The following is a 24,211-nucleotide window of genomic DNA, read 5'->3' on the forward strand; positions in this document are numbered from 1 at the left end:
GAGCGGGGACAGTAAGTAACGTGCGATTCAGAAAAGTCGTCTGTAGATTAGGCGAGCCGCGCGAACGCCAGCGTGCCAGAGATGTTCTCGATGTAGATGTTCACCACGTCACCCTCGCGTGCGCCGGGCACGAAGATGGTGTACTTGCCTTTCTCGGCGACGCCGTCGCCCTTGCGACCGGTGTCGGTAATCTTGACCTCGTAGGTCTTGCCCTCTTCGAGGACGGCACGGTTCTGGGTCGCGGAGGTTTTGCTGCGCTTTGCGACGGGGCGGAAGGCACCACAGGCCTCACAGCGGAGCATCTGCGTGCGCCCTTCCATCGTCAGGCGGGTGTCGGGAAGGCCACACTCAGAGCAGATGACGAACTCTTCCATGTAGCTCTCGATGGCCGCCTCGAAGTCGGAAGGCGAGAACGACCCGTTGTAGCGCGCCCAATTCTCCTCTATCTGACCGTTCGTCCCGAATTCGCGCTGGATTGCGCTGTGGAGATGTTCCGGTTTGCGCGAGAGGGCGTCCGCGATGGCGTTCAGGTTCGTCAGGCGAGTGAACGCCCCGTCCTTTTGCACCTCCGCGTCTGGGACGCGAAGTCGGTCTTCGCTGCCCCGGAAGTCGGGCACAGACTCCATGGCTCTGTTGAGGCTGGCTTCGTAGTCCATACTCGAACGAGGTGGCCGGGGCCTAAAGGAGTTGCGTGATTAGCTATCGCGTGGGGTCACAGAAGACGTATTGGCCCGGAAGGCGGAGAAAGCGCCATGGAACCGACCGACGCAGAGACCGCCTGTTTCGAGGCGGGCATCAAGTTCGGCACGCTGTATCACCAGTTCGCGGGGACGCCCGTCAGCCCCGAGAGTGCTGACTCGCTCGCCCGTGCTATGGAGGAAGCGATTTTGAACCAACCCCACTGTGAGGCAGTCTCGGTGGAGATTCGCAAAGACGACCTCGCAGCGGCCATCGACCACGGCTACACCGAGCTTACGGGCAAGTTCATGGACGTCGAGATGCGTATCGAGTACGAAGGTGTCACCGTGCACACGCGCATGGCGATGGAAGGCGGCTACCCGATGATGCGCGTCGTGGACGTGGCCTGAAAAACCCCCTGACAGCACGCGATTTTCACTTTCAGTTTCGGGCAATGGTTTAAAAGGGATGCCAACGAATACCAGGCCATGAGTCAAGCGACGCTCAACGACGACGAACTCTTCGGCGAAGCCGCAAGCGAAATGCGTGCCGACGTGGAGTCGCACCTCCAGCAAGCATACGAGTCGCTCCCAGCTGCGGACGACGTGTGGGACGTGGAAGCCGAGAACACCCTCGGCGTCCTCAACTCCCTTCGCTCGGCCCTCAATACGGGCGACGCAGAAGAGCACCTGCGCAACGCCAAAAAATGGTACACGATGGGCGTGCGGGCTGACGCCTTCGAGGACGCAGACGACTTAGAACAACAAATCGAGGACCTCACCGAACTCATCGAGGAGATCGAGGAGGCCCACGAGAAGGTCGGCGGCCTCACCTCGACGATTCCGAAACTCCGCAAATCGCTCGAAGCTATGGGCGAAGAAGCGGAGGATGCGGACGAAGAAGACGAGGAAGAAGAGGAAGAGGACGAAGAAGAGTAGGGACCACTCCGAGCGTCGCCGTGACGTTCTGCAATTCGCGCATTGAATTTTCGGAGAGCGACAGCTTTTTACACAGAAGTGGTTACAAACCTTGCTCGCTCCCTTTTCCGCGGACAGGTACCAGAATGCAGACGAAGGCTGAAACTACCACTTGAGATTCCAGTTTCGAATCAGGCGAAAGAATCCTCTTGGCTGTGCGCGAACTGATGGTATGATAACGTATTCGACGGAGATACACCCGCCGACAGACGCCCTCGAACTCACCGTCGAAGCCTCAAGTGCCCCCACAGCAACGAGTCCACCGCTCGTCACGGTCTGTTTGACATACGTCGGAGATACCCCTACGACGTTATACTATGGGTACATTGCCCCGTTCAATCGCTTTTCCGCGTGGAACGACGACGAGACAAAACGAGTGATGATCTTCCCACCTCGGTTAAACGAGCAACAGCATGTGATTCCGGACCAGCCAGTCGGGAAGAGCTGGCCGATGGGTCTGTCAGCGCTGCAACTCGAGAGTGGGCGACTATGGAAAGTCACGGCAGGGGACCGGCTCTGTGAGGAGTACGCCGTTCTCACGTTTGCTCCCTCTCTGGCTGGCTATCCGAAGGGAACCTACACGGCTCGTGACCGAGTGAAATTTGATGATAATGAGTTCGAAGTGCGACTCAGAATCGAGTGTACGTAAGCAGGAGCGTGGGCAACGGATTACTTGTGGACGGGCCGCGACACATCTCGCTCTCTGACTGCTTCTAACAACGTTGCAAGCGCCGTCCCCGCATCGTCGAGCAATGCTTCGCCGCGCTCTGCGTCGCCTGCGCCCGGGTCGCCAACCACACCATTTTCCGTAAATTCCGCCGAATCCACCGCGAGGTTCACGCGACTCGCCCAGTCGCCCCAGCGTTCAGCCGCCCCTTTGCGGGCTTCCTCGATGCGGTCTTCGTGGACGAGGTCGGGGTTCGTGTGTCGGAGCAGTGCGGTCTCGAGGGGCCCGCCGTGGCCCATTTCCTTGCGCCCGGTAAACCAGGTGAAGGGGACGGCAAAGGCGTCGTCGTGGCGGGTGATGGTTTGGCAGACTTCGGCGAGTGCGTTGATGTTGCCGCCGTGGCCGTTGACGACGACGACGCGGTCCCAACCGTGGTACGCGAGGCTCTGGATTGTTTCGCGCACGTAGCGCCGGAAGGTGTCCTCTGAGACCCAGAGCGTGCCGGTGAAGTGGCGATGTTCTTCTGCGATACCGACGGGAATTGTGGGGGCAACGACGAGATCGCCATCGTAGGCCTCGTGCCCGGCGGTGGCGACGGCCTCTGCAGTGAGAATGTCCGTGCCGAGTGGGGCGTGTGGCCCGTGCTGTTCGGTGCTGCCGACGGGGAGGAGTGCGAGATTCGTGTCGGCGGAATCGGCGTCCGTCCACGTCTCTTCGGCGAGGTACATGGACGACTCATGTGCCTGGCGCACCTTAATGGGTCAGTCCACGGACTCGGTGCGGGCCTGCCTGCGGGCGGCGCGTTCGACGAACTCCTCGGGTAGGGAGTCGATTTCGCCCGCTTGCACCCCCCAGAGGTGGGCGTAGAGACCGTCCGCCGCGAGCAGGTCGTCGTGGGTGCCGCGTTCGACGATTTTCCCGTCCTCCAAGACGACGATTTTGTCCGCGTCCTTGATTGTCGAGAGGCGGTGGGCGATGGCGAACGTCGTCCGGTCTGCGGTGAGTTTGTCGAGACTTCGCTGGATGAGCATCTCCGTCTCGGTGTCCACGTCGCTCGTCGCCTCGTCTAAGATGAGGATGTCCGGGTCGCGGAGGATGGCTCGGGCGATGGCGATGCGCTGGCGCTGTCCGCCCGAGAGTTTCACGCCGCGCTCGCCGACCATCGTGTCGTAGCCGTCGGTGAGGTTCTCGATGAAGTCGTGGGCTTCCGCGGCTTTCGCCGCCTCCACCACGTCCTCCTCGCTCGCGTCGAACGTGCCATAGGCGATGTTCTCCAGAACCGTCCCGTAGAACAGGAAGGTGTCTTGACTGACGTAGCCAATGGATTTACGGAGGCTGGAGAGGGTCACGTCACGGACGTCGGTGTCGTCTACTTTGACCGCTCCCTCGTCTACGTCGTACATCCGGAGCAGGAGTTTGAGGAAGGTCGATTTCCCTGCGCCCGTCGGGCCGACGAGCGCGAGCGTCTCGCCGCCCTCGACGACGACGGAGACGTCTTCGAGGATGGTGTCCCCGTCGTCGTAGCCGAAGGTGACGTGGTCGTACTCGACGCTCCCGTCTTCAACGTTGAGGTCGATTGCGTCGGGCGACTCCTCGATACGAGCGGGTTCGTCCATCAGGCCGAAGATGCGGGCGCTGGAGGCACGGGCCCGCTGGTACATGTTGATAATTTGTCCAAACTGCGCCATCGGCCAGATGAACCGCTGGGTGTAGAGGATGAACGCGACGAACTGGCCTGTGGTGAGCGTCCCCGAGAGTGGGCCGGGCGGTCCCGAGAGGACCCAGACGCCGCCGACGGTGAACGTGATGACGAAGCCAATTCCGGCGAGGACGCGCAGTGCTGGGAAGAACTTGATGCGCGTCGTAATGGCGTCCCAGTTGGCCTCGAAGTAGTTCATCGACACGTCGTCGACGCGGTCTGATTCGTACGTCTCGGTGTTGCTCGCCTTGATGACCTGGATGCCGCCGAGGTTGTTTTCGAGTCGGGAGTTAACCTTGCCGACCGAGGAGCGAACGTCCGCGTACTTCGGCTGGATGATGCTGACGAACTTGTAAGTGAAAAACGCGATTGCGGGCACCGGGACGAGTGCGATTGCGGCGAGTTGCCAGTTCATCGAAAACAGGATGACGGCGATGCCGACAACCATGACCGAGAGGCGGAACGCGGAGTTCATCCCGTCGTTCAGAAACCGCTCTAACCGGTTTACGTCGTTCGAAAGGATGGACATCATCTCGCCGGTTTGCTTGTCGGCGAAGAAGTCCATGTTCAGCCGCTGCATCTTGTCGTAGGTGTCGGTGCGGATGGCGTGCTGGATGTTCTGTGCGAAGTCGTTCCAGCCCCAGTTTCGAATCCAGTGGAAGGCCGCGCCGCCGAAGAAGGCGAAGCCGATGATACCGGCAGAGAGCCAGAGTTGCGCTGGGCGGTCGGCCGGGAGCCAGGCGTCTGGGACGAGCCAGAGGCTGAACGCCGCTTCCTGGAGGAAGATAGCGTCGATGGCGACGGCGAGGATGAGTGGGGGCAAGAGGTCGAGGACACGGGCGACGACGCTTCCGAAGAGACCGACGACGAACGAGAACTTGTTTGCTGCGCCGTAGTGGGTGAACAGGCGTAACATCGGGTTCTCGGCGCGTTCGCGTTGGGCTTCGAATGGGTCGTCCTCGTCTGCGTGGACGTCCATTGCCCTGAGTCACGGGAGGGAGACTGAAAAGGATGTTCCCAAATTGACTGATTAGTCGCCGATGGAGACGGTGTCACCCACCGAAACGTTGTTCCTCGTCGTCCAGCCCTCATTCACTTCGAGGACGTACTGGCCGGTCCCTGTGTACCGCGTAAGGTCGTTGTTGCTGGTTCCGGGTTCGACGGGAGCGTGGTAGATTTCGGTGATTTTGCCGTCTGCCCCGATGAAGATGATGTCGAGCGGGAAGTCCATGTCTCGCATGACGTAGGTGTGTTCACCCTCCTCCTCGTAGGTGAATATCATCCCCTCGTCTTCGTCGAGCGACGTGGTGTTCGAGAGCCCGGTGTAGCGTTTGTCCTGCGTGTCGGCGACGCGAGCCTGCACGACGCCGAGCTGCTCGCCGTTCTCGTCGGAGACGGTGACCTCAGTCCAGTTGTACTCGCCATCTGCGGGCGGAGCAGGCGGGCCGACGAGCCCGAAGTTGAACGCGAGAAGGGCGGCAATCCCGACGATGAGAAATGGGATGGGGCCTTTGAGGAGGGTTCGCAGCGAGGGGGCCATGACTGAAAGAAGGAATGGGACCCCGGTAAGGGTTCCGGACGAGAAAGTAACTGTTATTCTTGGGCAGTGATTTGGTTGGGGTGCGGGCTCGTGGTCTAGTTGGTTATGACGTGGCCTTTACAAGGCCGAGGTCGGTGGTTCGAATCCGCCCGAGCCCATTTCTGACGACACAACACGACGAGCGAAGCGAGGAGTCTGTGTCGTCTGAATGGGTTATAAGGATTCGAATGAGGAGCGGTAGCGACCGGGGTTCGAATCCGCCCGAGTGAAGCCCCCGGGTCCGAAGCCGTCCGGGTGAACTTTCGAGAGACGGCGCCATTTTATTGAATTTTTATTATGTGTTGTTTTCCTGATAGTCAGGGTAAAAGATTATATTGTCAGAGGCCTAATGAGAAAGTGGCCTAACTGGAGGGCCCCCAAAATCCAGTGTGAGTCGTGCTACTTACGGACGATTCACTTCCCCCAGGACTGCTGGCACTCCCCCACTTGTGCCGGCAGTCCCCCATCTGTTCCAAGAACTCGAATCCGAACCGGGAGTTGAGTTGTGTTTCTGTCGTTACAAATCCCCTGCTGGCAAGACCATTTCAGTGAGTTTTCGTTGTTTCATCCGCTTAGCGCGTTCATAATAAACACCCTCAGGCGCTGAAACAAAGAGTACACCTCCATGTCAACACAGACTGCGGTTTTTGGAACCCTCCTTGTCCTCCTCTCTACCACTGCGGGCGGGACCGTCGTAGGGGGCGCACAGAGTGACGTTGTCGAACTGAATTCCTGTCAGGTCATCTCCGAGTCTGGAACCTATCATCTCACGCAGAACATCTCGAACGAAGGCCGAGACGCCTGTCTTCGCATCACCGCGAGCGACGTGACGGTAGACGGAAACGGGTTCACCATCGACGGCCCGGCACAGGGACCGGCGATTCTCGTCACTGGTACCGAGACGCTCTCTGACGTGTCGCTCTCCAATCTCGCCGTCCAGCGCCGAAGCGGTGGCGTCCAGTTGAAGGGCGTTTCCGGTGGAACCGTCGAGAATCTCGACCTTCGAGACGGTGACGTGTCGGGCGCACTTCTGCTCGAGAACTCGACTGACATCACGGTCGCGGACACCGACATCTCACGGAGTCTCTACGGAATCGTCCTGCGCAACGCGGACGGGAACACCCTCGTCGGCAACGACTTCGGTACGAGTTACACCGCCCAGGAGACGCTCATCATCGACGATTCCTCCCGGAACGTCGTGCAGAACAACCGTTTCGTCGAGGGGACGGTCGACATCCGACCCGACGCCCCGGACAACACGTTCGTCGGCAACGAATTCATGACGACCGACGAGACGTACGAGAGTACGGCGTTGCTCGTCCGCAGCAGCGACAACGTCATCCGAGACAACACGCTCAAAAACGTCCAGACGGGCATCGCCGTCTCCGGTGAGAACAACCTCGTCCACGGCAATCACGTCATCGGAGCCACCGACTTCGCAATCGACGTGAACGCCGGTGGCCAGCGAATCGAGAACAACACGCTCGTCGGCAACGGCGAGGGCATCCAGATGGCCGGCGGTGGCATCCAGCTCGAAACCGGCGACCACATCGTGGTGGGTAACAAGCTCGCAGACAACGTCCACGGCATACAACTGCGGACGGTCACTGGCGGCGTCACCATCGAACGCAACCGCATCGCGGGGAACAACATTGGCATCGAAATACACAACACGGCACTCTGTGGCGCAGGTGGCGAGGGTGCAGAACTCGTCTCCGTCCACCAGAACGACATCGTCGAAAACCACGCCTTCGGCATCGCGAACCACGATGACGACTTCGTCGATGCGATGGGGAACTACTGGGGTGCTTCTGACGGCGCATCGTCACCCGAAGACGCCTCGGATACGCTCACGGACCCCGTGTCCGAGGAAAAAGCAGACGGCTACGGTGACGCCGTGACGGGACGAACCGCCTCCAACACGTCGAGCGTCCACTTCGACGGCTGGCTGGAAAGTCCCGTCTTCAACGCGACAGCGTGAGTGGCTCGATCGTCCCTCGAACCGCACGGTGAAGCGGTCGGCTCTGCCGGAAGCGATATGTGTCACCACACCCCATTATCCGTGATGGCAAAATCCTGTCCCGAGTGCAAGGGCTACGTCAAATCGGCCGGTGGGACTGACTACGAGTGCGTAGACTGCGGAACGCTGTTCGACGTGGCGGACCTGTTTCTCCCCTGAATCTGCCGCCGCCTTTCGAAATCCTTTTTTGTGCAGTCACCCTCCGTTCGATTGCACACCAGCGCGGTGCGCCGCCTTAGCTCAGCCTGGGAGAGCACTCGACTGAAGATCGGGCTGTCCCCGGTTCAAATCCGGGAGGCGGCATTTTCCAACTCTCGAACGCACGAGCGAAGCGAGCGCGTCGAGAGGTGTAACATCAATCCGACCGGATTTGAATCAGGGAGCGACAGCGACCGTTGTTCACAATCCGGGAGGCGGCATGTCCCTGCGAACAACGTGAGCAGTGAAATTGTTCACGAGCGATTTGAACCCGACGAGTCGCAACCGTGAACGAAGCGAGCGGTCCGTCTCGACTCGGTTCACAATCCGGGAGACGACAACCTGTGAAAACCGAAAGCGACTGTGAGTGAATCACAACCCAAAACCGGCAAATTTGCGGGAAGGCGGCCACCGTTTCCGGTTCTAATCACCCCATAATAACCATCCCCGAGTACTGAGGGCGCGTATGAAACGCCCCCTACTTTCGATTTTCGTCGTCGGGCTCGTCCTCCTTGCCGGATGTACCGGCCTCGGCGGCCAAGGAGACCAGTCGACGACCGACGCGACGACCGAAGCGACAGAAGCGACCACGACAGCCGCGCAGACGACCACGGCGAACGCCACCACGGCAGCCCAGACCACGACCCAACAGACGACGGAAGCGACGACGCAGGAACCGACGGAAACGTCGGCACCGCGTGAGGCGTGGACGCGCCCGCAGCCGCCGAACACGCCGCTGCAGAACAACATGGGCGAGGAGAACGGGTCGCGTATCTTCTCTGTCGAGGTAGTTGACGGGAACGGCTCGAGTTCCGAAGGCTACTCCTCGGTCGAGTTAGAAGTCACCGCGAACACGAGCATGCAGCGCGTGGACCCGGCCGAACACGGCACCGTGGACGGCGAACCGTACTTTCTCGTGTACGTGAACGGGTATCTCGAGAAGGACGGCGACCACACCCGGGCGAAGGGTACGCTCGTCGACCGACAGAACGTGACGTTCAAAGAGCGCGGCACGTACTCGCTATCGATTCCGGCGGAAGCCTTCGAGGAGAGCAACGCTGAGGAAGGCGAGGTCGAAATCATGGTCCTCCTGCTCGATGCGGATAAGACGTGGGACGACATCTACGGCGCGAAGAACGTCACCGTGAACTACAAACCCAAAGAATAACGCGAGTCGCGGCTGCAGGCAGCCGTTTCGCCCTGCTTTTTTTACCGTTGTAGAACGCCGAGTGACGAGATTATGTTGCCTTCGCCGCCTGCTCTGCACGGGATTTGAGCGCGCGGTTCATCGCCTCGTAGTCGCGTGCTGGGTCGTCGGTCAGCGCGGATGAGGCGAGGAGTCCGCGCACCGATTCACGGTTGTGAAGGCGCGTACGACTGCCGTCGAGTGGTTCGAGTTCGTACACGTGTCGTCCCTCGAAAATTCGTGTGTGGAGGAGGGTGCCGACCCAGGCGAGTCGACGCTCGGGTTCCAACTCGCTAATCGTCACCGTCATGTCGCGGTCTTTGACCCCCTTTCGGCGGATGCGGATGTCAAGGGACGAACCGACCCGAAGGTCACCACGTGCACGCACGATGTGGGGGTTCCACTCGGGATACGACGAGAGGTCGGTGAGGAGGTTCCACACCACGCTCGGCGGCGCGTCGATGTCCACGAACGTCTCTATCGATTGCATACGTGAAAGAGGGCCGCTGAGAGGATGACCGTTTCCGGCCATGGTGCTTACAATCACGGCAATCCTCACCGACACCTAGCGTCATGACGGCGTTCGACTACCACGAACCCTCGTATTCGGGGACGACGACCGACGATTGGGACGCGCCTCAGAAGAACGATTTCAATACCGATGACCTCGGTGAAATCGCAGACCACTTCGCCCTCTCGGCGACTGGCTTCCCGCCCGAGAACTTCACGGACCTGAAGCTCCCGGTCGTAGACCCGGACGGGAAGCTGAACGAAAACGCCTTGCAGACGGCACATGGCGGCGCACACAGCGTCGAAGCCATCGACGGCCTTACCGACGACGCTGTAGAGTCGGTGAAAGACTTGCTCGAAGACTTGGCACAGGAGGCGTTCGACGAGGACATCAGCGAGTAGGGAGAAAGGCGGCCACAAGTCGTAACCGTGGCAGTCGACAACGGCCAGTCATGCGCACTTCGACCATCATCCTGGCGTTCGGTGCAGGCCTGTTCGTACTGCCAATTCCCGGCACGTTCATCGGCGGAGCGCTCGTGCTCCTCGTCGGGGCGATCGTCCGGTGGCTGGGGAACTGAGGCGCACTGCTTTTCGGCCGTCCTCGCCCGTGCTTAGCTATCGGTTCGCTCCTCTGGTGGGATGAACGGACCGACAGATACGGTTCGGTGGGCAATCGTCGCGGCTCTAAGCGTGTAGGCAATAAAGAGCGCCAGCGGAACGAAGATGAGCGCGAGACCCACGCTCACGAGCATGGGGAGCAGCGAAGGAGCGACCATGACGCCACTCGACGTGTAGACGAGCGCGAGCAGGACCGTGACCACGAGCGCGAGGAAACCAGAGCTGGCGATGAAGCGAGAGAGTTGGGCGAAATCTTGCTGCAGTGAGAGGGTTTTGAAGAACTGGCGGGTCACCGCAATCGCCTCGAGAAGGCGGTCGATTGCGTCGAGTTGCTCGGTTGCCTCTGTCGGGAGGTCCGCGGTGTAGGTATTCTGCATGTATTCAGTCGCACGCAGGTTGCGTGCGTACTCGGTTCCCATGATGACCGAGAGAACGTCGACGATCGCCTCTTCGCTCTCGATTGCGTCGTCGATATTGGCCCCGTACTCGGCGACGTCGGCGGCGTACGACGAGAGCGTCGCGTGGGATTCAGCCGTGGACGTGAGGTTCTCGTCGAGTGTGTTCGCTCTGGCTTCGAGCGTCCGGGCGATGAGCGAGAGAAAATCAGCCGGGTCGTTCGGCGTCGTGGCTTCCCCAGCGAGGGTTCGAACTTCCTCGCGCAAGGTCCGCGAACCGTCGAGTTTGTCGCGCAGTTCGTTCGGCGACCCGAACACGCGCGAGAGAATGAGCTGGTTGATAGAGAGCGCGACGGTAATCAGCGTCAGCACGCCCGACGCGAGGCCACTCGTGAAGAGTGACGAGGCGACGCTGCTCGGGCCGACAGCCAGCACGCCGACAGCGACGAGCGAGAAGAACGTGAGAAAGACGACGAGTGTGAAGATGCCTGCAACCACGAGCCGGTTGCCGCCGAGCAGAAACCAATTTACCAGGCGCTCGAGTGGACCTGCTGTCTGCTGGACAGACGAGACAGTCTCCGGTGGCTCACCCATCGTCCCCACGCCCCCAGAACAGGACAGCGATGAAGAACGAATTCACAGGTTAGAGGGTGTTTTCAGGCCGTTTTCGACGTTCGCTACAAAATAACTCATTGGTGAATCAAAGGCTCACAGTCCCTTAAATCGGCTGGCCGCAAATGCAACGCATCTGTCGTGGAAGAAGTTGTGAATACCAACGGAGTGGTGCGGTTAATCCCGGAAACGATAGGTGATTGCGTAGAAAATCACGGAAATACAAGTCATAAGTAGCAGAAGGTCACCCATAACCGGACGATTGACCAACTGACATTTGGATTTTGAGAATAAATACACAAGCCTTAACACCGGCTGGGACATTCGTCCATTCGTAATGGCGAAAGGTACGGTTGATTTCTTCAACGACACCGGCGGTTACGGATTCATCAAGACGGACGACGCAGACGACGACGTGTTCTTCCACATGGAAGACATCGGCGGCCCTGACTTAGAAGAAGGTCAGGAAGTCGAGTTCGATATCGAGCAGGCCGACAAAGGCCCACGCGCGAAAAACCTGGAGCGCCTGTAATCATGGCGAAAGGGAAAGTCGACTTCTTCAACGACACTGGTGGCTACGGTTTCATCAAGACTGAAGACTCGGACGACGACGTGTTCTTCCACATGGAAGACGTCGGCGGCCCTGACCTCGAGGAGGGGCAGGAAGTCGAGTTCGACATCGAACAGGCCGACAAAGGCCCCCGCGCGAAGAACGTCACCCGTCTGTAAACCGGGTTCTACGTTTTACGCGAATTCAACATTCTCAGCGTATTTTACGGTCGTGAGCGACGCATCGGGCCGCATCCGACCGCCACACAAACGTTTTTCCGCAGTACGGACGAGGGTGAACCATGGCATCAAGTGTCGAAGAATTCCTGGAGATTAGTCAACTCAAACACGAATACTGCTATCGAATCGACGACGGCGACTACGACGAGTGGGTGTCGCTGTTCACCGAGGACGGAACGTTCGGACGGGCCGGGCAGGACCCCGCCGAGGGGGCCGAGGGCCTCCAGTATTTCGCGACCGAGATTTTCGACAATATGTACCAACAGACCGCACACCTGCTCTCGAACCCGGTCATCGACGTGGACGGGGACGAAGCGACCGGGCAGTGGTACCTGCTGCTCCAGTTCACTGACGACGAGGGGGAACAGCAGTGGATGCAAGGGCGCTACGAGGATGAATTCGAGCGCGTAGACGGGGAGTGGAAACTCTCGTCGGTGACGGTGGTCCCGCAGGCGAGCGGGTCGCTCTGAGCGACAAATCCTCCCGGCGGTTCAGTCGTCGTCCCGCATCCGAACCGTGAGACACGGGGCCGGCGAGCTCCGGACGACCTTTTCTGCGACGCTGCCGAGCAGGTAACGTCCGAGACCCGTACGACCGTGGGTCCCCATCACGACGAGGTCGATGTCGTTGTCCTCGACGTAGCGCAGGATCTCGCGATGTGGCGACCCCGTCTCGATGGTCGTCTCGACGACGACGCCTTCTTCGACCGCCTGGGCTTCGATGTCTGCGACCGCGCGTTCGCCGTGTGCCTGAAGCGAGTCGATGATGAGCGCCACGTCCACCTCGGGGGCGAACGCAGCCGTGTCCACCACGTAGAGGACGTGGAGTGTCGCGTCGTAGGTTTCGGCGATGTCGAGTGCTTGCTCGACTGCCTTTTCGGTCCCCTCACTGCCGTCGGTCGGTATCAAAATGTTATGGTACATACAGAAACTATGACGTTCGCTGTCTTAGCGATAGTGCTTGCCCGCCTGCCACAGCACACTTACGTCAAGTGAATGTATCTCTGTCCTGCTGTTTTCACCTTGCTATCACGGGTGACGCTACGTTTAATATCTCATACGACTTATAAGGGTGTCGGTAACCTACCATGCGATTCAACGACCGATTCGACGAGATGGACCGCCTGATGGAACAGATGCGCGAACGCATGATGCGCTCGCCGTTCTGGGGCATGGAGGGCGGCGACTTCGCCGCCAACTTCCGCAACATGGGTGGCAACCTGACCCTAGAGACCGACGAGGAGGGCTACGTCGTCCTCGGCGACATGCCCGGCTTCGAGAAGGAAGAAATCGACATCCGCTTCGACAAGGGTGTGCTCACCGTCACAGGCACCCACGAGGTAGAGAGCGAGTACGCCTCACAGCGCCGCCAGGTCCACGAGCAGCTGACGATTCCCGGTGAGATTCGGGAAGCCGACATCACCGCCTCGTACCGCAACGGCGTCCTCGAAATCCACCTCCCAACCGTGGAGGACATGGACGACGACAGCCACCGCATCGAGATTAGCGACTAAGTCGCTCGCTCAGTTCGACGCTCCGTTTTTCAGAAAATAATGTTGTGCCGAAACGCGTGTGGGACGTTACGCGTCCGATTCTTCCGGTTCTAGTTCAGAAATCGTGATTTCTTCGAGATTTATCTCCTCTACGTTGTCTTCAAAATCCTCGAGTTGTTGGTCTTCACCGACCGTTGCCAGTTCCCGTTCGGCCTCGACCGCGAGCAGTTGTTTCTCCTTCTGGAGGCCCTTCTTCTCTCGGCCACGCTTTGCATCTGGCATAGACGAATGTGGTACGCTACCAAGGTACTTGAAGCTGCCTCGGCTGGCAAACGAAGCGAAAAGCTGTCCGGAAACCTGAACGACGCGGTCAGATTGGATTACTGGACGAGCGCTTCCGGAGGCCGGCCCGCGAGACGGTCGCGATCGTGTGGCTCTTCGAAGTCGAGGACTGGTCCCTTCGGGATGATACCCTTCGGATTGAGGCTCTCGTGGGTGGTGAAGTAGTGTTCCTTGATGTGTGCGAAGTCGACCGTCTCCGCGACGCCGGGCGTCTGGTAGAGGTCTTTCAGGTAGTTCCAGAGGTTCGGGTAGTCGGCGATGCGGCGGAGATTGCACCGGAAGTGATTCACGTACACCGGGTCGAAGCGCACGAGCGTCGTAAACATACAGATGTCCGCCTCGGTGAGGCGGTCGCCGGCGAGGTAGCGCTGGTCTTCGAGCACGTCTTCCCAGTAGTCGAGATTATCGAACAGTTCGGTGACGGCATTCTCGTAGGCGTCCTGTGAATCGGCGAAGCCGGCGCGGTAGACGCCGTTGTTGATTGGCTCGTAGATGGCGTCGATAATGTCGTCTATCTCCTCGCGGTAGCCCTCCGGGTACAGCGTCACCTCGGTGTTGCCGAAGTCCGCGAAGGCCGTGTCGAGCATCCGAAGGATTTCCTCGGATTCGTTGTTGACGATGGTTCCCGTTTCCTTATCCCAGAGGACGGGAACGGTGACGCGCCCAGTGACGTTCGGGTCGGCTTCGAGGTAGGTCTCGCGCAGATAGTCGAAGTCGTTGATGGAGTCCGCCGTACAGCCCGCCTTCTCGGGCGTGAACTGCCAGCCACCCTCGTCGCGGTAGGGGTCGACGACGTCCATCGAGATGACGTCCTCGAGCCCGCGAAGGCTTCTGATGAGCGCGGTGCGGTGGGCCCACGGACACGCCCACGAGATGTAGAGGTGGTAGCGCCCTGCCTCCGCCGGATACTCGGCCTCCGGGTCGTCCTCGATCCAATCGCGAAACATCGTGGACTGGCGCTCGAATTCGCCGTCCAAATTCGTGGACTCGTAGTGGTGACCCCACTCGCCATTTTTGAACATCTTCATGGCTGATTCATAGGAAGAGACGGCAATAACGGCTCGCAATCGTGTGACCGATTCGCACGAAATCGGGCGCGAGAGAGACCCAAACGGTGCCGTCGGTTCGAAGGGTTTATTGACGCGGTAGGCGTCAGCCTCCAGTAGTAACCATGGCCGACAAACCTGCCTCGATGTACCGGGACATCGACAAGCCGTCGTACACCCGACGAGAGTACATCACCGGAATCCCCGGTTCCAAAGTCGCACAGTACAAAATGGGTGCCGTGGACGCAGACCCCGACGACTACCCTGTCCAAATCTCCCTCGTTCTCGAGGAAGCCTGCCAGATTCGTCACGGGTCGCTCGAAGCAGCACGCCTGAGCGCGAACCGCGCGCTCATCAAGCAGCTCGGTGAGGGCAACTACAAGATGATTCTCCGCAAGTTCCCCCACCAGGTCCTCCGTGAGAACAAACAGGCAACCGGCGCGGGTGCAGACCGTGTTTCTGACGGGATGCGCCTCGCCTTCGGGAAGCCAGTCGGCACCGCCGCACGCATCCAGAAGGGCGAGCGCCTGTTCACCGCGTGGTGTGACGTGAAGGACGCCCCCGTCGTCAAGGACGCCTTCCGTCGTGCCTACAACAAGGTCACGCCGCCGTGTCGCATCGTCGTCGAACGCGGCGAAGAACTGCTCGTCGCGTAAGTCGGCCACGGACCCTTTTTATCGCTGCCCACGCTCAGTCAGCGTATGCTGCGTCTCGCGGTTGCGACGGACAAGGAAACGTACCAACGTATCCAGTCGCCACTCGAAGCCCGAGGAATCGTCGCAGAACACGTCAGAACGTCAGAGCGAACGCTCTCGCTCACCGAACCCTGGGACGGGTTCGATGTCGGCTTCGTCTACCCCTCACGCATCATGGAAGGCGGCGTCGCAGACGCGCTCCTCGATGTTCCGTGGGTCAACGACCGCGAGGCGATTCTCACCTCTCGAAACAAAGCGGGCGTCATCGCCACACTCGCCCGCGAGGGGATTCCCGTCCCCGAGACGACGCTCGTGTCGAATCCCACCGAACGGGCCGACCTCGAAGCCGTGTTCGCGGACTTCGAGACGCCCGTCGTCGTCAAACCCAACTCCACGACTCGCGGAACTGGGGTCGTAAAGGTCCACGACGCAGACTCCTTTCTCGGCGTCACCGACTACCTCACGCTCGTCCACGACTACATGGCGACCGGCGACAAATCGTTTCTCGTCCAGGAGTTCGTTCCCAACGCACGGGACTACCGCGTGATGGTCCTCGACGGGGAATACGTCGGCGCGGTCGAACGTCGCCTGCCCGAAAATAGCGACCACTGGAAACACAACGTCCACCGAGGAGCCACAGCCACCGGTGTGGACCTTTCTGAAGACCTCAAAACACTCGCCGAGCAGACCGCAGAAATCCTCGACATCCCGTTGCTCGGCGTCGATATCCTCGCCACCGACGAGCGAGCGGTGGTGAACGAGACGAACGCGCGACCGACCATCGACGACTCGGCGAAGTACGAAGACGGGTTCTACGACCGACTCGCTGGAGTCATCAGAGAGACGGCGAAATACGAGTGAGAACGCTCAGTTAACGCTGATATCGGCGGAATCCTCGGCACGTTCGAGGGTCACTTCGAGGACGCCGTTGTTGTAGGTGGCTTTCGCCGAGTGTTCGTCGACGCGAACAGGGAGCGTGACGTGTTCGTCGTAGTTTCGCGTGTCGCTCTCTGCGGTGATGGTGAGCGTCTTTCCATCGCACTTCAGGTCGATTTGGTTCTTGTCGATGCCCGGTAGGTCCGCGATGACGCGAACGACGTCCGTCTCCTCGTAGACGACGACGTGCGGGCTTTCGCTCCCGTCTGCCCGGTCTACGTTGACGTCCACGTTGCCGCCGATGACGTCGTTCATCATCCGCTCGATTTCCCGGAACAGGTCGTCGAACGGGTCGCGGTCATCTCGTCGTTTCATTGGTATGCTGTAGGGTGGTTGAAGCCAAAAGACTTGGGACGGTTAGATGCCCATGCCCATCGCCTCGTTGGTCTTTTCGACGCTCTCTTTGGCGTCTGCGGTACCGAGGACGGCGCGGATGGCGTCTACGTTCTCAGGAACCACGTCTGACTCCTGGTGGATGGCCTGGAACAGATAGAGGTCGTTTCCTTCCATGCTGATGGACTCGCCCCAGATACAGTTCTCCCAGAGGTCGCCGCGCGGGCGGTCAATGTCGTGGGCGAGTTCCTTCAGCTTGCCCGCCCCGTCGATGTTCATGTGCTCGGGGATGACGAACGTGCGCGACTCGTTTTCGAGGAGTTCACGAACCTCCGCTGGGTCCGGCGTCGATTCGAGTTCGACGTTCACGCTGTGGGTGTGCATGAGCGTCGCTGGAACCTTCATGCCGAGGGTGTCGATTTTCAGGTCCGGGAAGATGGTCTTCACGTCGGGACCGTGGTGGGAGGGCAGCGAGATTGGGTTCGGGAGGATGTCGTTGATGGGACCCCGAGACGTCTGACCGGGGTCGCCACCGCGGCGGACGAGCGTGACGCGCATCTTCTCGATGCCGTACTCCTCTTCGAGGGGCGCAGCGAGTCGTGAGAGGCCGGTCGTGTTACAGGAAACGACGCGGACGTGGTCTGCGCCCTCCGCCTGCGCGAAGTTGCCGCGGGCGTTGAAGCTTACGTCGACGAGGTCCGCGTCCTCGCCACCCTGGTAGAGCGCGGGCGTCTCGTACTGCTCGTAGAGTTCCTTGTTCTGCGCGCCGATGCCGGACGGGGTGGCGTCGACGATGATGTCGGCTTCCTCGATGAGTTCCTCGACCATGCCGTCGATTTCGATACCCGAATCCGCGAACAGTGAGGCGCGGTCTTCGATGGCGGCGTAGAGCGGGTAGCCCTTCTTCACCGCCGTCTCCGCCTCGAAGTTCGGGCGCGTCTTCGCGACGCCGATGACTTCCATGTCATCCTGTGCGCGAACGGCGTCCGCGACGCGCTTACCAATTGTGCCGTAGCCGTTAATCCCGACTTTTATCATATGTGGCGGTGGTTTTGCTGTCCGCATAATCGTTTCGGGCAATCGTGTATGTCGTCAGCGTGGCACAACGTCTCGGATGGGAACGTTGAATGGCACCCGTCACTAGGCAGTTATCATGTCAGAACAGGCCACCGACGCCGCCCTCGCCGCCGCGGCCGAGACCGCCATCAACCAGTGTCTCGACCTCCAGTCCGACGAGTCCTGCCTCATCGTGACCGACGACAAACGCGTGCGAATCGGCGAAGCACTCTACGAGGCCGCCCGAAACGTGACAGCAGACGCATCAATCATGCGCTACCCGCCGCTCAGCCAGCACGGCGAAGAACCCGCCGCGCCCGTCGCGGCCGCCCTGCGCGAAGCAGACGTGTTCCTCGCGCCGACGACCAAGAGTCTGAGCCACACCCGCGCCCGCAGCGAGGCGAACGAGGCGGGCGCGCGCGGCGCGACGCTGCCGGGAATCACCGAAGCAGTGTTCACGACCGGTCTCGACGCCGACTACGAGAACATCAAGGAGACGTCCTACGATACGATAGCGAAGGTCGAGAACGCAACGACCGTTCGCGTCACCTCCCCACAGGGCACCGACATCACCTTCAAGTTCGGCGACCGCAAATGGCTCGCGGACACCGGCATCGTCCACAAACCCGGCCACTTCTCGAACCTGCCCGCAGGCGAGGTGTTCATCAGTCCGGTCACTGCGAACGGGACGTTCGTCGTCGACGGCACGATGATGCCCTACGGCCTGCTCGACGAGGGACAGGAGCTCTCATTTACGGTCGAAGACGGCTACGTCACCGAGGTCAGCGACGACGACATCCGCGGGCAAATCGAAACCGCCGCAAAAGAGGTCGGGAAGGACGCCTACAACCTCGCCGAACTCGGCATCGGGACGAACGTCGCCGTCGACGAACTCGTCGGCTCCGTCCTCTTAGACGAGAAGGCGGCGGGCACGGTCCACATCGCCATCGGTGACGACGCGGGCATCGGCGGCGACGTGTCCGCGCCGCTCCACCTCGACGGCATCCTCCGCGAACCGACCGTGTACGCAGACGGCGTAGAAATCGAACTGCCACAGCCACGCCGGGACTGACGCCTCTCGCGAACCGCCACGCACTTTTAGGCTGGGACGGCTAGATTCGACCATGAGTACACAATCAGACCGCGTTGCCGTGGTCTGCCCCTCGTGTTCGCCCACACTCGAAACCGTCCACGAGGTGCTGAAGCCCGGAAACGGCCAGATCACCGTCCGTTGTACGGACTGCGGTCACGTCCACAAGACGACCGTCGAGAGCGAATCGACCGTTGAGAAGATGGTCGTCATCTCTCAGGACGGCGAGTCCGTGAAAGCCACTGTGAGCGCCCCGCCAAAGGAGACGAGCGCCGTCGGCGAGGAGTTCATCGTAGACACCGAGGAGGCCATCCTCACCGTCCGCATCACGAGCATCGAAACGACCGACGGCAACCGCGTCGAGGAAGCGACAATCGAGGACATCAAGACGTTCTGGACGCGCGCCGTGGACAACATCAGCGTCAATGTCACCATGCACCCGAAAGACGGGCGACGTGACGAGACCAAGAGCCTGAAGATTCAGGTGCCCGGCGACTACGACTTCACCGTCGGCCGCACCGAGGAACTGGACGGCGAGGAGTTCACTGTCGAAGGCATCATCCTCCGCGACGACGCCGAGGGCTACGACCGCGAGCAGTTCGACTTCGGCGGCGACTCGGCGAAGGCAAAGGACATCAAGCGACTCTACGTCCGCGACGAGAGTTCGACCGCCTGGTCGGCCTGGTAACGAAAAAGAAAAACGCCGAATCCGCAATCGCCGCGCTTATTCGAGGTCGAAGCGGTCCAGGTGCATTATTTTGCTCCACGTCTCGACGAAGTCGTCGACGAACTTCTCTTCTGCGTCGTTGCCACCGTAGACCTCTGCGATGGCTCGAAGCCGCGAGTTCGACCCGAAGACGAGGTCGGCGCGCGTCGCCTTCCACTTGACTTCGCCCGTGTCGCGGTCGTGCCCTTCGAACAGGTTGTCGGACCCTTCGACTGGTTGCCAGTCGATGTCCATGCCGAGCAGGTTCACGAAGAAGTCGTTCGAGAGCGTCCCCGGTCGGTCAGTGAAGACGCCGAGGTCGGCCCCTTCGTAGTTCGCGTCGAGCGCCCGCATCCCGCCGACGAGCACCGTCATCTCGGGTGCCGTCAGGTTCAGCAGGTCCGACTTGTCCACCATGGCTTCCTCAGCAGGTCGTTCGGCCGCCTCGGAGCGGTAGTTCCGGAACCCGTCTGCGTCCGGTTTGAGCGCCTCGAACGATTCTGGGTCGGTCTGCTTCTGCGAGGCATCGACGCGGCCCGGTTCGAACGGGACGGTCACGTCGTAGCCGGCGTCTGCCGCCGCCTGTTCGACTGCTGCGTTGCCACCGAGGACGATGAGGTCTGCGAGCGAGACCTGCGTCCCATCGGACTGAGAACTGTTGAAGTCCTCCTGGATGCCTTCGAGCGTTTCGAGAACGGTCGCGAGTTGCTCGGGTTCGTTGACCTCCCAGTTCTTCTGTGGGTTGAGGCGAATGCGGGCCCCGTTCGCGCCACCGCGCTTGTCGCTGTCGCGGTACGTCGATGCCGACGCCCAGGCGGTCTTGACCAACTGGGAGCGGGACAGTCCTGAATCGAGAATCTCCGCCTTGAGCGTGGCGACGTCGTCCTCGTCAATCAGATCGTAGTCGACTTCGGGAAGCGGGTCCTGCCACAGCATCTCCTCGTCCGGAACCTCCGGACCGAGGAACCGAATCGGTGGGCCCATGTCGCGGTGAATCAGCTTGTACCACGCCTTCGCGAAGGCGTCCTGGAACTCGGCTGGGTTCTGCTGGAAGCGCTCGATGATTTCCCGATAGTCCGGGTCGCGCGTCAGGGCGATGTCCGTCGTCAGCATCATCGGCGTCTGCTTTTTCGACGAGTCGTGGGCGTCCGGGACGGTGTCGTGAAGGGTCTCGTCCGTTGGCTTCCACTGCCACGCACCGCCGGGGCCTTTCTCCGGTTCCCACTCGTAGTCGAGCAGGTTGTTCAGGTAGCCCATGTCCCACTGGGTCGGCGCGTCCGTCCAGGGGCCTTCGATACCGCTCGTAATCGTATCGGCACCTCTTCCGGATTCGTGGTCGCTCTCCCAGCCGAGGCCTTGCTTTTCGATTGGAGCTGCCTCGGGCTCCGGACCGAGGTTCTCCGGGCTGTCGGCACCGTGGACCTTCCCGAAGGTGTGCCCGCCCGCGATGAGTGCGGCCGTTTCCGTGTCGTTCATCGCCATGCGGCTGAACGTCTGGCGGATGTTGTCCGCCGAGGCGAGTGGGTCCGGCTGTCCGTCTGGCCCCTCGGGATTCACGTAGATGAGACCCATGACGGAGGCCCCGAACGGATTCTCGAGTTCGCCGCTCTCGTCGAAGCGCTCGGACGCTTCCATCTCGTTTTCCGGCCCCCAGTCGACTGCCTCGTCGGGTTCGTAGGCGTCGACGCGCCCACCGGCGAAGCCGAACGTCTCGAAGCCCATCGACTCCAGGGCGACGTTTCCGGTCAGGACCAGCAGGTCGGCCCACGAGAGTTTCTGGCCGTACTTCTGTTTGACCGGCCAGAGCAGTCTGCGCGCCTTGTCGAGGTTCGCGTTGTCAGGCCAGCTGTTGAGCGGGGCGAACCGCTGTCGGCCGCCCGCCGCGCCACCGCGGCCGTCGGTCGTCCGATACGTGCCGGCGCTGTGCCACGCCATTCGGATGAATAGCGGGCCGTAATGGCCGTAGTCGGCCGGCCACCAGTCCTGTGAATCGGTCATTACCGCTTCGATGTCCGCTTTTACCTCGTCGAGGTCGAGCGAGAGAAATTCTTCTGCGTAGTCGAAGTCCTCGTCCATCGGATTGCCGGGGTCGGCGTTCTGGTCGAGGATTCGCAGGTTCAGTTGGTTCGGCCACCAGTCTTGGTTGGATTTGCTCATTGGGTGTGTGCCTCTGTTACGTCGTTCGATGTGGGCTGACCGGAAGTGGTCAGCTGGTCGGTTCGCGCTGCAGTCGTCTTGGAATGGTCGGGTGTCCCCATCCCACGTGGTGGTCTGACGTCAGACATTCAATTCAGTCGTATGCGAACTTAGGGTGACAGGCGAAAAAAGGTAGCGGAGACGGCAGGGAGTGGACGGCGTTCGTTTTTACGTCTCCCGTCCGTTTCTCCGCCCATGACGGAGGCACGCTAATGCCAACTCGAGACACCGACCACCGCGAGGAGTTCCGCGAACTGCTCGTCCTCTGGGCGGCGCGTCGCGCCGGAATCCTCGACGCAGTGATGACCAGGGCGGGGACGCCCGCGGCGGTGGCCCGCGAAGCCGACGTGACCGAACGAGCGGCGCGAATCACCATCGAGGCGCTCTGTGAGCGAGGCTTTCTCAAACAGGTCGGCGAGGAGTACGAACCGACGAATCGGGCGCTCGGCTTCTTCGCAAAAACCGACCTCAAATCCGTCGGGCGACTCTCGCACGAACTCGACGCGTTAGACCGCTGGGTCGCCCTCCCGGAGGCGATGCAGTCTGGACTGCCGACGCCCGAACCGCCGGAGTGGACGGTGAACAGGCTCGGTGCGCACGCGGCGATGGACGACGCGACGGTTCGCGCCGTCGTGACCGCGGCCGTCCACTACCACGACGGCGGCCTCCGAGTGCTCGACGTCGGCGGCGGCCCGGGCACCTACGCGCTCGAATTCGCGGCGCGTGGCTCCGACGTGACGCTGCTCGACGCACCCGACGTGGTCGAACGCGACCGCAAACAACTCCGCCACGAGGACATCGAGCTGCTCGCCGGCGACTACATCGATTCGATTCCCGGTGAATACGACCTGGTTTTCGCCGGTGGCGTGGCTCACTGGCACGGGCCAGCCGACGTCGCCGCGCTCGTCGAGAACGCCGCGGGCGCGCTCGCACCGGGTGGGTCGCTCGTGATGAGTGAGTCCGTACGCGGACGCGCCGCAAACGCCGCGCTCGTGGGTGCGCACATGTTCGCCCAGAGTGAGCGCGGAGACACGCACACCGAAGCGCAGTTTCGCGAGTGGTTGTCGGCAGCTAGTTTGAAGCGGATTCGCGTCGAATCCATCCCCGGTACGGACCTGCAAGTGGTCTGTGGCAGGCGCGCCATTGATTAGTTTCCGGTCACTCTCTCGGGTATGGATCTCGCGGTGCTCCGCGACGACATGGTCGCGAGCCTGGAACACGAGAGTAAACGCTGTGTGACGAGCGACGCGGTCAGCATCGCGATGCGCACCGTCCCCCGCCACTGCTTCGTCGACGACGCTCGTGGAGCCTACACGGACCAGGCGTTCGACCACCGTGGAACGACGATTCTCGCTCCGAGCACCGCGGGTCGCCTCCTCGAAGCGCTCTGTCTCGAACCCGACGAGTCGGTTCTCATCGTTGGCGCTGGCGTTGGCTACACCGCCGCCGTCGTGGCCGAAATCGTCGGCGCAGCCAACGTCCAGGCCGTCGACATCTCGCGTCAGCTCGTCTACGACGCCCGTCAGTGCCTCGCCGATGCCGGATACGAAAGCGTCTACGTAGACCAGGGTGACGGGGCGTTCGGCTTGCCGGCATACGCGCCGTACGACAAGATTCTCGTGGAGGCCGCATCCGTTCGACCGCCTGCCGCGCTCCTTGACCAACTCGCGCCGGGTGGCCGGTTGGTGATGCCACTCGGCGCGGGCGAGCAGACGCTCGTCGCCATCGAGGGCGGCGACGTGGTCGAGCACTGCGGAACGGTCATCTTCCGGCCACTACTCGTAGACGGCGAGCAAGCGGGGACGGTCGAACGCAACCGCACTGCCCGCGAGGACTACGAACACGCCGTTCGCGACGCGGAGTCGCGCCACGGCTGGGAACAGGAGTGGATCGACTGGGACCACCGCCTCTAGTCGCGCACCACCAGCAATTCCGTATTTTCGCGTCGGTCGACGAACGAACTACCAGCCGGTGGCTTCACCGATAGTTCGAGCGTGCCCATGTCGCGGTTGGGAGCGAGACTCGGAGAGAGTGAGGCTGTCGCCTCACCATCGCCGTTCGTCCGCGCTGTGTGAATGCGTTCGAGGTCTGCGGTGCCGCCACGAACGACGACGGTCGCGTTGGAGACCGAATTTCCGTCGGCGTCGACAACTTCGAGTGTCACGTCCTCAGAGCCGGGATTGATGACCGCTGGTTGAGGGCGAACGTCGAGTTCCGAAACCGCGAGCCCCTGCACGCCAGAGAGCATGTTCATCATCACGCTGAGACTCGCCACGCCCACCACGAGCGCGATGACGAGTCGAATCGGTAGGCTTTCGATTGCACGGTCGTCAGCGAGCAGCCTGCTGAATGCGGACATACCCCGGGCTGGTCCCGCGTTCTGATATAAAG

At 61.1% G+C, this 24,211-nt stretch carries 30 protein-coding genes and 2 tRNA genes; 19 read left to right on the plus strand and 13 right to left on the minus strand.

Annotated elements, in window-relative coordinates; translation table 11 throughout:
• Window positions 1-47: 47 nt before the first annotated feature.
• Complete coding sequence (locus P1M51_RS12560; RefSeq protein ID WP_276245517.1) at window positions 48-656, minus strand: translation initiation factor IF-2 subunit beta; 609 nt, start codon at window positions 654-656, stop codon at window positions 48-50.
• Between the two features lie 96 nt (window positions 657-752).
• On the opposite strand from P1M51_RS12560, the gene P1M51_RS12565 reads away from it, so the two are divergent.
• From P1M51_RS12565 to P1M51_RS12575, 3 genes are all read left to right on the plus strand, one after another.
• Complete coding sequence (locus tag P1M51_RS12565) at window positions 753-1,088, plus strand: dihydroneopterin aldolase family protein (RefSeq protein ID WP_276245518.1); 336 nt, start codon at window positions 753-755, stop codon at window positions 1,086-1,088.
• Window positions 1,089-1,166: 78 nt separating this feature from the next.
• Complete coding sequence (locus tag P1M51_RS12570) at window positions 1,167-1,616, plus strand: DUF5790 family protein (RefSeq protein WP_276245519.1); 450 nt, start codon at window positions 1,167-1,169, stop codon at window positions 1,614-1,616.
• A 211-nt stretch (window positions 1,617-1,827) separates the two neighbouring features.
• Complete coding sequence (locus P1M51_RS12575; RefSeq protein WP_276274562.1) at window positions 1,828-2,304, plus strand: hypothetical protein; 477 nt, start codon at window positions 1,828-1,830, stop codon at window positions 2,302-2,304.
• 20 nt (window positions 2,305-2,324) lie between these two features.
• On the opposite strand, the gene P1M51_RS12580 is transcribed toward P1M51_RS12575, so the two are convergent.
• The 3 genes from P1M51_RS12580 to P1M51_RS12590 are packed head-to-tail and all read right to left on the minus strand — an operon-like array spanning window position 2,325 to window position 5,561.
• The gene (locus P1M51_RS12580; protein WP_276274563.1) at window positions 2,325-3,050 is read right to left on the minus strand and encodes a creatininase family protein; all 726 of its coding nucleotides are present in this window, start codon (window positions 3,048-3,050) and stop codon (window positions 2,325-2,327) included.
• Between the two features lie 33 nt (window positions 3,051-3,083).
• A complete protein-coding gene (locus P1M51_RS12585) occupies window positions 3,084-5,000 on the minus strand; it encodes an ABC transporter ATP-binding protein (RefSeq protein WP_276245522.1) in 1,917 nt (638 codons plus the stop codon).
• Window positions 5,001-5,051: 51 nt separating this feature from the next.
• Window positions 5,052-5,561 (minus strand): DUF192 domain-containing protein, encoded by a 510-nt coding sequence (locus tag P1M51_RS12590; RefSeq protein ID WP_276245523.1) that lies wholly within the window; start codon window positions 5,559-5,561, stop codon window positions 5,052-5,054.
• 84 nt (window positions 5,562-5,645) lie between these two features.
• On the opposite strand from P1M51_RS12590, the gene P1M51_RS12595 reads away from it, so the two are divergent.
• The 4 genes from P1M51_RS12595 to P1M51_RS12610 all read left to right on the plus strand — a co-directional run bounded on the left by P1M51_RS12595 (window position 5,646) and on the right by P1M51_RS12610 (window position 8,986).
• Window positions 5,646-5,719, plus strand: a tRNA-Val gene (locus tag P1M51_RS12595).
• 506 nt (window positions 5,720-6,225) lie between these two features.
• Complete coding sequence (locus P1M51_RS12600) at window positions 6,226-7,581, plus strand: nitrous oxide reductase family maturation protein NosD (protein WP_276274564.1); 1,356 nt, start codon at window positions 6,226-6,228, stop codon at window positions 7,579-7,581.
• Window positions 7,582-7,849: 268 nt separating this feature from the next.
• Window positions 7,850-7,923, plus strand: a tRNA-Phe gene (locus tag P1M51_RS12605).
• A 361-nt stretch (window positions 7,924-8,284) separates the two neighbouring features.
• Window positions 8,285-8,986 (plus strand): hypothetical protein, encoded by a 702-nt coding sequence (locus tag P1M51_RS12610; protein WP_276245525.1) that lies wholly within the window; start codon window positions 8,285-8,287, stop codon window positions 8,984-8,986.
• A 70-nt stretch (window positions 8,987-9,056) separates the two neighbouring features.
• On the opposite strand, the gene P1M51_RS12615 is transcribed toward P1M51_RS12610, so the two are convergent.
• On the minus strand, window positions 9,057-9,494 hold the full coding sequence (locus P1M51_RS12615; protein WP_276274565.1) for an SRPBCC domain-containing protein: 438 nt from the start codon (window positions 9,492-9,494) through the stop codon (window positions 9,057-9,059).
• A gap of 83 nt (window positions 9,495-9,577) precedes the next feature.
• On the opposite strand from P1M51_RS12615, the gene P1M51_RS12620 reads away from it, so the two are divergent.
• Window positions 9,578-9,916, plus strand: coding sequence for a hypothetical protein (locus P1M51_RS12620; protein WP_276245527.1), 339 nt, complete (start codon window positions 9,578-9,580; stop codon window positions 9,914-9,916).
• Between the two features lie 50 nt (window positions 9,917-9,966).
• Complete coding sequence (locus tag P1M51_RS12625) at window positions 9,967-10,092, plus strand: hypothetical protein (protein WP_276245528.1); 126 nt, start codon at window positions 9,967-9,969, stop codon at window positions 10,090-10,092.
• A gap of 33 nt (window positions 10,093-10,125) precedes the next feature.
• On the opposite strand, the gene P1M51_RS12630 is transcribed toward P1M51_RS12625, so the two are convergent.
• Window positions 10,126-11,121, minus strand: coding sequence for a hypothetical protein (locus tag P1M51_RS12630; protein ID WP_276245529.1), 996 nt, complete (start codon window positions 11,119-11,121; stop codon window positions 10,126-10,128).
• Window positions 11,122-11,476: 355 nt separating this feature from the next.
• Here P1M51_RS12630 and P1M51_RS12635 point away from each other — a divergent pair, with 355 nt between their 5' ends.
• From P1M51_RS12635 to P1M51_RS12645, 3 genes are all read left to right on the plus strand, one after another.
• Window positions 11,477-11,671 (plus strand): cold-shock protein, encoded by a 195-nt coding sequence (locus P1M51_RS12635; RefSeq protein WP_276245530.1) that lies wholly within the window; start codon window positions 11,477-11,479, stop codon window positions 11,669-11,671.
• A gap of 2 nt (window positions 11,672-11,673) precedes the next feature.
• Window positions 11,674-11,868 (plus strand): cold-shock protein, encoded by a 195-nt coding sequence (locus P1M51_RS12640; RefSeq protein ID WP_276245531.1) that lies wholly within the window; start codon window positions 11,674-11,676, stop codon window positions 11,866-11,868.
• Window positions 11,869-11,990: 122 nt separating this feature from the next.
• Window positions 11,991-12,398 carry a nuclear transport factor 2 family protein gene (locus P1M51_RS12645; protein WP_276245532.1) on the plus strand — a complete coding sequence of 136 codons (408 nt, stop codon included), beginning with the start codon at window positions 11,991-11,993 and terminating at the stop codon, window positions 12,396-12,398.
• Between the two features lie 21 nt (window positions 12,399-12,419).
• Here the strand turns inward: P1M51_RS12645 and P1M51_RS12650 are convergent, their stop codons facing one another.
• Window positions 12,420-12,851, minus strand: coding sequence for a universal stress protein (locus P1M51_RS12650; protein ID WP_276245533.1), 432 nt, complete (start codon window positions 12,849-12,851; stop codon window positions 12,420-12,422).
• Between the two features lie 164 nt (window positions 12,852-13,015).
• Here P1M51_RS12650 and P1M51_RS12655 point away from each other — a divergent pair, with 164 nt between their 5' ends.
• Window positions 13,016-13,441: an Hsp20/alpha crystallin family protein gene (locus P1M51_RS12655; RefSeq protein ID WP_276245534.1), complete on the plus strand. Its 426-nt coding sequence runs from the start codon at window positions 13,016-13,018 to the stop codon at window positions 13,439-13,441.
• 66 nt (window positions 13,442-13,507) lie between these two features.
• On the opposite strand, the gene P1M51_RS12660 is transcribed toward P1M51_RS12655, so the two are convergent.
• Complete coding sequence (locus P1M51_RS12660) at window positions 13,508-13,702, minus strand: hypothetical protein (protein ID WP_276245535.1); 195 nt, start codon at window positions 13,700-13,702, stop codon at window positions 13,508-13,510.
• Between the two features lie 98 nt (window positions 13,703-13,800).
• Window positions 13,801-14,790 carry a glutathione S-transferase family protein gene (locus P1M51_RS12665; RefSeq protein ID WP_276245536.1) on the minus strand — a complete coding sequence of 330 codons (990 nt, stop codon included), beginning with the start codon at window positions 14,788-14,790 and terminating at the stop codon, window positions 13,801-13,803.
• Window positions 14,791-14,933: 143 nt separating this feature from the next.
• Here P1M51_RS12665 and P1M51_RS12670 point away from each other — a divergent pair, with 143 nt between their 5' ends.
• Together P1M51_RS12670 and P1M51_RS12675 are read left to right on the plus strand one after the other, a co-directional pair.
• The gene (locus P1M51_RS12670) at window positions 14,934-15,464 is read left to right on the plus strand and encodes a 50S ribosomal protein L16 (protein ID WP_276245537.1); all 531 of its coding nucleotides are present in this window, start codon (window positions 14,934-14,936) and stop codon (window positions 15,462-15,464) included.
• A 45-nt stretch (window positions 15,465-15,509) separates the two neighbouring features.
• Complete coding sequence (locus tag P1M51_RS12675; protein ID WP_276245538.1) at window positions 15,510-16,364, plus strand: RimK family alpha-L-glutamate ligase; 855 nt, start codon at window positions 15,510-15,512, stop codon at window positions 16,362-16,364.
• A 6-nt stretch (window positions 16,365-16,370) separates the two neighbouring features.
• On the opposite strand, the gene P1M51_RS12680 is transcribed toward P1M51_RS12675, so the two are convergent.
• Together P1M51_RS12680 and P1M51_RS12685 are read right to left on the minus strand one after the other, a co-directional pair.
• Window positions 16,371-16,754: an Hsp20/alpha crystallin family protein gene (locus P1M51_RS12680; protein WP_276245539.1), complete on the minus strand. Its 384-nt coding sequence runs from the start codon at window positions 16,752-16,754 to the stop codon at window positions 16,371-16,373.
• A 42-nt stretch (window positions 16,755-16,796) separates the two neighbouring features.
• Complete coding sequence (locus tag P1M51_RS12685; RefSeq protein WP_276245540.1) at window positions 16,797-17,810, minus strand: type II glyceraldehyde-3-phosphate dehydrogenase; 1,014 nt, start codon at window positions 17,808-17,810, stop codon at window positions 16,797-16,799.
• Window positions 17,811-17,925: 115 nt separating this feature from the next.
• Between P1M51_RS12685 and P1M51_RS12690 the strand changes: the two genes are divergently transcribed.
• Window positions 17,926-18,900: an aminopeptidase gene (locus tag P1M51_RS12690; RefSeq protein WP_276245541.1), complete on the plus strand. Its 975-nt coding sequence runs from the start codon at window positions 17,926-17,928 to the stop codon at window positions 18,898-18,900.
• A gap of 52 nt (window positions 18,901-18,952) precedes the next feature.
• Window positions 18,953-19,606 (plus strand): HVO_0476 family zinc finger protein, encoded by a 654-nt coding sequence (locus P1M51_RS12695; protein WP_276245542.1) that lies wholly within the window; start codon window positions 18,953-18,955, stop codon window positions 19,604-19,606.
• Window positions 19,607-19,642: 36 nt separating this feature from the next.
• Here the strand turns inward: P1M51_RS12695 and katG are convergent, their stop codons facing one another.
• A complete protein-coding gene (gene katG / locus P1M51_RS12700; protein WP_276245543.1) occupies window positions 19,643-21,781 on the minus strand; it encodes a catalase/peroxidase HPI in 2,139 nt (712 codons plus the stop codon).
• Between the two features lie 251 nt (window positions 21,782-22,032).
• On the opposite strand from katG, the gene P1M51_RS12705 reads away from it, so the two are divergent.
• Together P1M51_RS12705 and P1M51_RS12710 are read left to right on the plus strand one after the other, a co-directional pair.
• A complete protein-coding gene (locus tag P1M51_RS12705; protein WP_276245544.1) occupies window positions 22,033-22,971 on the plus strand; it encodes a bifunctional 2-polyprenyl-6-hydroxyphenol methylase/3-demethylubiquinol 3-O-methyltransferase UbiG in 939 nt (312 codons plus the stop codon).
• Between the two features lie 21 nt (window positions 22,972-22,992).
• Window positions 22,993-23,733 carry a protein-L-isoaspartate O-methyltransferase gene (locus P1M51_RS12710; RefSeq protein ID WP_276245545.1) on the plus strand — a complete coding sequence of 247 codons (741 nt, stop codon included), beginning with the start codon at window positions 22,993-22,995 and terminating at the stop codon, window positions 23,731-23,733.
• On the opposite strand, the gene P1M51_RS12715 is transcribed toward P1M51_RS12710, so the two are convergent.
• Complete coding sequence (locus P1M51_RS12715; RefSeq protein WP_276245546.1) at window positions 23,730-24,179, minus strand: carboxypeptidase regulatory-like domain-containing protein; 450 nt, start codon at window positions 24,177-24,179, stop codon at window positions 23,730-23,732. The two genes, P1M51_RS12710 and P1M51_RS12715, sit on opposite strands and share 4 nt — an antisense overlap.
• Between the last annotated feature and the right edge of the window lie 32 nt (window positions 24,180-24,211).

The organism is Haladaptatus sp. QDMS2, assembly GCF_029338295.1.
GTDB lineage: Archaea > Halobacteriota > Halobacteria > Halobacteriales > Halococcaceae > QDMS2.

Coding starts and splice junctions, on each gene's coding strand:
- P1M51_RS12560 (WP_276245517.1), bottom strand. CDS start 656: ATGGACTACGAAGCCAGCCTCAACAGAGCCATGGAGTCTGTGCCCGAC.
- P1M51_RS12565 (WP_276245518.1), top strand. CDS start 753: ATGGAACCGACCGACGCAGAGACCGCCTGTTTCGAGGCGGGCATCAAG.
- P1M51_RS12570 (WP_276245519.1), top strand. CDS start 1,167: ATGAGTCAAGCGACGCTCAACGACGACGAACTCTTCGGCGAAGCCGCA.
- P1M51_RS12575 (WP_276274562.1), top strand. CDS start 1,828: ATGATAACGTATTCGACGGAGATACACCCGCCGACAGACGCCCTCGAA.
- P1M51_RS12580 (WP_276274563.1), bottom strand. CDS start 3,050: ATGTACCTCGCCGAAGAGACGTGGACGGACGCCGATTCCGCCGACACG.
- P1M51_RS12585 (WP_276245522.1), bottom strand. CDS start 5,000: ATGGACGTCCACGCAGACGAGGACGACCCATTCGAAGCCCAACGCGAA.
- P1M51_RS12590 (WP_276245523.1), bottom strand. CDS start 5,561: ATGGCCCCCTCGCTGCGAACCCTCCTCAAAGGCCCCATCCCATTTCTC.
- P1M51_RS12600 (WP_276274564.1), top strand. CDS start 6,226: ATGTCAACACAGACTGCGGTTTTTGGAACCCTCCTTGTCCTCCTCTCT.
- P1M51_RS12610 (WP_276245525.1), top strand. CDS start 8,285: ATGAAACGCCCCCTACTTTCGATTTTCGTCGTCGGGCTCGTCCTCCTT.
- P1M51_RS12615 (WP_276274565.1), bottom strand. CDS start 9,494: ATGCAATCGATAGAGACGTTCGTGGACATCGACGCGCCGCCGAGCGTG.
- P1M51_RS12620 (WP_276245527.1), top strand. CDS start 9,578: ATGACGGCGTTCGACTACCACGAACCCTCGTATTCGGGGACGACGACC.
- P1M51_RS12625 (WP_276245528.1), top strand. CDS start 9,967: ATGCGCACTTCGACCATCATCCTGGCGTTCGGTGCAGGCCTGTTCGTA.
- P1M51_RS12630 (WP_276245529.1), bottom strand. CDS start 11,121: ATGGGTGAGCCACCGGAGACTGTCTCGTCTGTCCAGCAGACAGCAGGT.
- P1M51_RS12635 (WP_276245530.1), top strand. CDS start 11,477: ATGGCGAAAGGTACGGTTGATTTCTTCAACGACACCGGCGGTTACGGA.
- P1M51_RS12640 (WP_276245531.1), top strand. CDS start 11,674: ATGGCGAAAGGGAAAGTCGACTTCTTCAACGACACTGGTGGCTACGGT.
- P1M51_RS12645 (WP_276245532.1), top strand. CDS start 11,991: ATGGCATCAAGTGTCGAAGAATTCCTGGAGATTAGTCAACTCAAACAC.
- P1M51_RS12650 (WP_276245533.1), bottom strand. CDS start 12,851: ATGTACCATAACATTTTGATACCGACCGACGGCAGTGAGGGGACCGAA.
- P1M51_RS12655 (WP_276245534.1), top strand. CDS start 13,016: ATGCGATTCAACGACCGATTCGACGAGATGGACCGCCTGATGGAACAG.
- P1M51_RS12660 (WP_276245535.1), bottom strand. CDS start 13,702: ATGCCAGATGCAAAGCGTGGCCGAGAGAAGAAGGGCCTCCAGAAGGAG.
- P1M51_RS12665 (WP_276245536.1), bottom strand. CDS start 14,790: ATGAAGATGTTCAAAAATGGCGAGTGGGGTCACCACTACGAGTCCACG.
- P1M51_RS12670 (WP_276245537.1), top strand. CDS start 14,934: ATGGCCGACAAACCTGCCTCGATGTACCGGGACATCGACAAGCCGTCG.
- P1M51_RS12675 (WP_276245538.1), top strand. CDS start 15,510: ATGCTGCGTCTCGCGGTTGCGACGGACAAGGAAACGTACCAACGTATC.
- P1M51_RS12680 (WP_276245539.1), bottom strand. CDS start 16,754: ATGAAACGACGAGATGACCGCGACCCGTTCGACGACCTGTTCCGGGAA.
- P1M51_RS12685 (WP_276245540.1), bottom strand. CDS start 17,810: ATGATAAAAGTCGGGATTAACGGCTACGGCACAATTGGTAAGCGCGTC.
- P1M51_RS12690 (WP_276245541.1), top strand. CDS start 17,926: ATGTCAGAACAGGCCACCGACGCCGCCCTCGCCGCCGCGGCCGAGACC.
- P1M51_RS12695 (WP_276245542.1), top strand. CDS start 18,953: ATGAGTACACAATCAGACCGCGTTGCCGTGGTCTGCCCCTCGTGTTCG.
- katG (WP_276245543.1), bottom strand. CDS start 21,781: ATGAGCAAATCCAACCAAGACTGGTGGCCGAACCAACTGAACCTGCGA.
- P1M51_RS12705 (WP_276245544.1), top strand. CDS start 22,033: ATGCCAACTCGAGACACCGACCACCGCGAGGAGTTCCGCGAACTGCTC.
- P1M51_RS12710 (WP_276245545.1), top strand. CDS start 22,993: ATGGATCTCGCGGTGCTCCGCGACGACATGGTCGCGAGCCTGGAACAC.
- P1M51_RS12715 (WP_276245546.1), bottom strand. CDS start 24,179: ATGTCCGCATTCAGCAGGCTGCTCGCTGACGACCGTGCAATCGAAAGC.